General features: G+C 62.7%; 1 protein-coding gene. It reads right to left on the bottom strand.

All coding sequences use genetic code 11. From position 1 onward, the window contains the following. Positions 1-62: 62 nt before the first annotated feature. Positions 63-4,460 carry an acyl-CoA dehydratase activase-related protein gene (locus AAFP05_RS09970; RefSeq protein ID WP_341729713.1) on the bottom strand — a complete coding sequence of 1,466 codons (4,398 nt, stop codon included), beginning with the start codon at positions 4,458-4,460 and terminating at the stop codon, positions 63-65. Positions 4,461-4,587: the final 127 nt, after the last annotated feature.

Raw genomic sequence — 4,587 nt, 5'->3', positions numbered from 1 at the left:
GCACGGCTACCAGTACCGGGTAACCGCCAACGGAGCCATCCGAATCACCGTGCCCAGTGCGGCTAGCGCAAGACGGGAGTGATACCCAACCGGATCGGTCCGCCACCTGAACCGCCCGAGGCACCCGCACCGACCAGCTTCTGCGCCATCTTGATCTCACGCTCGGTCGGCTCGAACTCCGAATCGGCATCGGTCCACGTCGTCAGCGTGCCCGCGTTCTTGTGCGCAGTGGCGACCATCAACTTGATGCGGTTCAGCTGATTGACCTCAGAGGCACCCGGATCGTAGTCGATCGAGACGACATTCGCAGCCGGGTACTGGCGCCGCAGCTCGCCGAAGATACCGCGTCCGACCACGTGGTTCGGCAGACAGGCGAACGGCTGCGCGCAGATGATGTTCGGGGCGCCGTGCTCGATCAACTCGATCATCTCGCCGACCAGCAACCAGCCCTCACCCGCCTGGGTACCAAGCGAAATGACCGTCTGCGCCTTCTCGGCCAGCTTGTCGATCGTCTCCGGCACATCGAACTTGCCGCCGGTCGCGGCCAGCGCCTTGCGCATCGGCTTCTCGTACTGCTCAATCGCCCAGATGCCGGCCTTTGTGCCCATGCGCCCCTTCTTGGTGCCCATGCCGAAGGTGTCGTACTTATAGTCGGTGGTGTACATGCCCTGCAAGAAGAACGCCGTCAGACCGGGAAGCACCGCCTCACAGCCCTCTTCTTCGATCACCCGCACGGCGTCGTTGTTGGCGTCCGGCTGGAACTTCACCAAGATCTCACCGACCACTCCGACCCGGGGCTTGCGCGGAATGTCGAGCAGTGGCAACTCGTCGAACTCCTTGACGATGTTGTTGATCATCCAAGTGAAACCGACACGCCGGTTCAGCGTCGGCGACCAACCGCCATTGTCGAAAAACTCTCGGGTAGCGGCATCCCAGCGATGGTAGAGCGCCATCGCCGAGCCCTCGTCACGCTCGTAAGGACGCACCCGCAGCAGCACGTTCTGCAGCAGGTCGCCGAGCACCAGCGCCTCGATGCCTCGATGCGCCATGCCCGCGCCCACCTTGAAGCCAGGATTGTTCTCCAACCCCTGAGCACTCACCGCGAGCACCGGCACCTGCGGGTAACCGGCGTCCTTCAGACCCTTGCGCAGCAGACCGACGTAGTTCGTGGCGCGGCACATGCCGCCGGTCTGGGTGATCGCCACCGTCGAGTTGTCGGGGTCCGCCCCACCCTCGACAAACTTATTGATCAACTGGCCGATCACCATGATCGCGGGATAACAAGCATCGTTGTTGACATGGCGCAGCCCACACTCGACATCCTCAGTGGAGGCATGCTCAAGAACCTCCGCCTTGATGCCCGACCGACGCAGGATCGGCTCCAGCATCCGGAAGTGGATCGGCGCCATCTGCGGCACGTAGACCGTGTGGCTATCGCGCTCGGCCAGACCATAGACCGGGTTCGGGCCGGTGGTATCGATTTCGGTGCTCGGATCGAACGCCGGGCGCTCCTTGGTCGCTGCTTGCAGCGAACGCAGCCGAATCTTCGCGGCACCCAGATTCGAGACCTCGTCGATTTTCAGCACGGTGTAGACGTCGCCGACCCGCTCCAAGATCTCCTGAACCTGGTCGGTGGTGATGGCGTCCACGCCGCAGCCAAAGCTGTTGAGCTGCACGATGTTGAGATCGGGCTCGCGTCCCACCTGCGAGGCAGCCTCGTAGAGACGGGTGTGATAGGTCCACTGGTCGCGCACCCGAAGCGGCTGATCCAAGCTGGTCTTGGCCATCCCGTTGGTCAGCGCGTCCTCGCTGAGCACCGCCATGCCCAGCGTGGCGATCATCTCGGGCACGCCGTGGTTGATCTCCGGATCGATGTGATACGGACGACCGGCCAGCACAATACCGCGAATGCCCTTCTCACGCATGTATTGCAGGGCCCTATCACCCTCGGCCTTGATGTCGGCGTGCACCTGATCGAGTTCGGCGTAGCCGGCCGCCACCGCGCCCTTGGCCTCGGCAAGACCGACATCCCAGTCGGCGAAGATCTCGACGAGGCGTTCGGCCAGCTTGTCCGGATTGTTCAGGTTGATGAACGGGTCGAGGAAGTTGACGTCGGGGTCGCGTAGCCGCTCGACGTTCTTCTCAAGCACCTGCGGGTAGAAGGCCACAATCGGACAGTTGAAGTTGTTGTCGGCGTCTTCGAACTGCTTGCGCTCATAGTTCACGCACGGCAGGAAGATCGTCTTGATGCCCTTGTCGAGCAGCCATTCGATATGGCCGTGGGCAATCTTCGCCGGATAGCAGACATTCTCCGAAGGGATTGACTCCATACCGGCGGCGAACAGCTCGTGGGAGCTGCGTCCCGAGATGACGACCTTGAAACCCAGCTCGGTGAGGATGGTGAACCAAAGCGGATAGTCCTCATAGATGCCCAACGCCCGCGGGATGCCGATCTCACCGCGGGTGGCCTTCGCGTCGGTCAACCGGCGGTAGCCGAAAATCCGCTTGTACTTATAGTCGTAGAGGTTCGGGATCTCCGACTTCTTCGGCTTCGCCTCCAGTGATGCCCCGCGCTCGCAGCGGTTGCCGGAGACAAGCCGGGCACCGTCGTCGAAGTTCGTGATGGTCAGCTTGCAGTGGTTCTGGCAGAGCTGGCAGGTGCGCTGCGAGCTGGTGACAGTGAAGCCATCCAGGTTGCGCTCCATCATCGCGGAGACCGCACCTGGCTCGTAGTGCATCTTGGCCGTCAGCGCGGCCCCGTAGGCGCCCATCAGACCCGAGATATTGGGACGTACAACCTCGATGCCGGTCTGCAATTCGAATGCGCGCAGCACTGCATCGTTGAGGAACGTGCCGCCCTGCACCACGACCTTGTCGCCGAGGTCACCGGCATCGCGCAGTTTCATCACCTTGTAGAGCGCGTTACGGACGACCGAGTAGCTCAGCCCCGCGGAGATATCGCCAATACTGGCGCCCTCTTTCTGGGCCTGCTTGACCGAGGAATTCATGAAGACTGTGCAGCGGCTGCCCAGATCGACCGGAGCGGTGGACGCCAGGCCGACCTTCGCGAAGTTGCGCACGTCGGTGTTCATGGTCTCGGCAAAGGTCTGCAAGAACGAGCCGCAGCCCGCCGAGCATGCCTCGTTGACCGAGATCGAGTCGACCGCGTCGTTGCGGATCTTGATGAACTTCATATCCTGCCCGCCGATGTCGAGCAGGCTGGTCACTCCCGGGCAGACATCGGACGCCGCGCGATAGTGCGCCATCGTCTCGATCTCGCCCTCGTCGGCGTGCAATGCGGTCTTGACAAGGTCTTCGCCGTAGCCGGTGACGCAGGCGCGCCCGATGAATGCGCCCTCGGGCAGCGCGCCGATGACAGCTTTGGCGATCTTCACCGCAGCCTTGACCGGATCGCCCTGGTTGGAGTCGTAGGTCGAATGGACGATCGTGCCCTCGGCGTCCAGCACGACCGATTTGATGGTCGTCGAACCGGCATCGATACCCAGCCAGAGAGGCCCGGTGACGCCATCCACGCTGCCCTCGGGGATATTGGCCTCGGCGTGCCGTTCGTCGAACTCCCGGCGCTCCTGCTCGTTCAGGAAGAGCGGACGCATGGTGTGGGTGGTCATCGTGATCTGGTTCGCGTTGGCAAGCTCGTTCGCCAGATGCGAGAGACTCAACGCCGGGCCGTGAGCGCTGAACGCCGCACCGAGGGCGACATAGAGCTGGCCGTTGCCGGGGTTCACGAACTCGTCCACATTGGATTTCAGCGCACGGACGAAAGCCGCCCGTAGCTCGGACAAGAAGTGCAACGGACCACCGAGGAAGATGACCTTGCCCCGGATCGGACGTCCGGCAGCCAGCCCCGCCACCGTCTGGGTGGCGACGGCCTGGAAGACAGAAGCCGCGATATCTGAGTGCGCAGCGCCCTGGTTGAGCAGCGGTTGCACGTCGGTCTTGGCGAAGACACCGCACCGCGATGCGATCGGATAGAGATCTGTGTATTGGGATGCCAGCTCGTTCAGGCCCGTGGCGTCCACCTTGAGCAGCGTGGCCATCTGGTCGATGAACGCACCGGTGCCGCCCGCGCAGGTGCCGTTCATGCGCTGCTCGGGAGCCGGATGCAGGTAGGTGATCTTCGCGTCCTCACCGCCGAGCTCGATCATCACATCGACTTCGGGATTCAGTCGCTCGATGGCGGCGGTGGAGGCGATGACCTCCTGAACGAACTGCACACCCATCGCCTTGGCGACACCCAGGCCGCCCGAGCCGGTCATCGCGACGCACAAGGTGTCGGTGGGGAACTGCTCCTCGATATCGCGCAGCAGATTGGCGAGTTCGCCGCGCACATCGGCATTGTGTCGTCGGTAGTCGCTGAACAGGATCTGCTCGCCGTTCGCCACGACCGCCTTCACCGTGGTCGAACCTATGTCGAGTCCCAAAGACAGTGTGCTGTTCATATCGTCCCTCATGAGCCTGACGTGACAGAACGCTCATTCTGTTCGTGTAACAACGGTAGCTCACAGAACGTTCGTTCTGTACGCGCCCCCCAAGTCTTGAATTCCCCGGGCGGGCTGGTCAGCTCAG

Origin of the sequence: Brooklawnia sp. (genome assembly GCF_032229645.1) — a bacterium.
In the GTDB taxonomy this organism is placed as follows: Bacteria; Actinomycetota; Actinomycetes; order Propionibacteriales; family Propionibacteriaceae; genus Brooklawnia.
The sequence above is the reverse complement of the archived record's forward strand: the minus strand, read 5'-3'. Positions and strand labels throughout refer to the sequence as shown.

Coding starts and splice junctions, on each gene's coding strand:
- AAFP05_RS09970 (WP_341729713.1), bottom strand. CDS start 4,460: ATGAACAGCACACTGTCTTTGGGACTCGACATAGGTTCGACCACGGTG.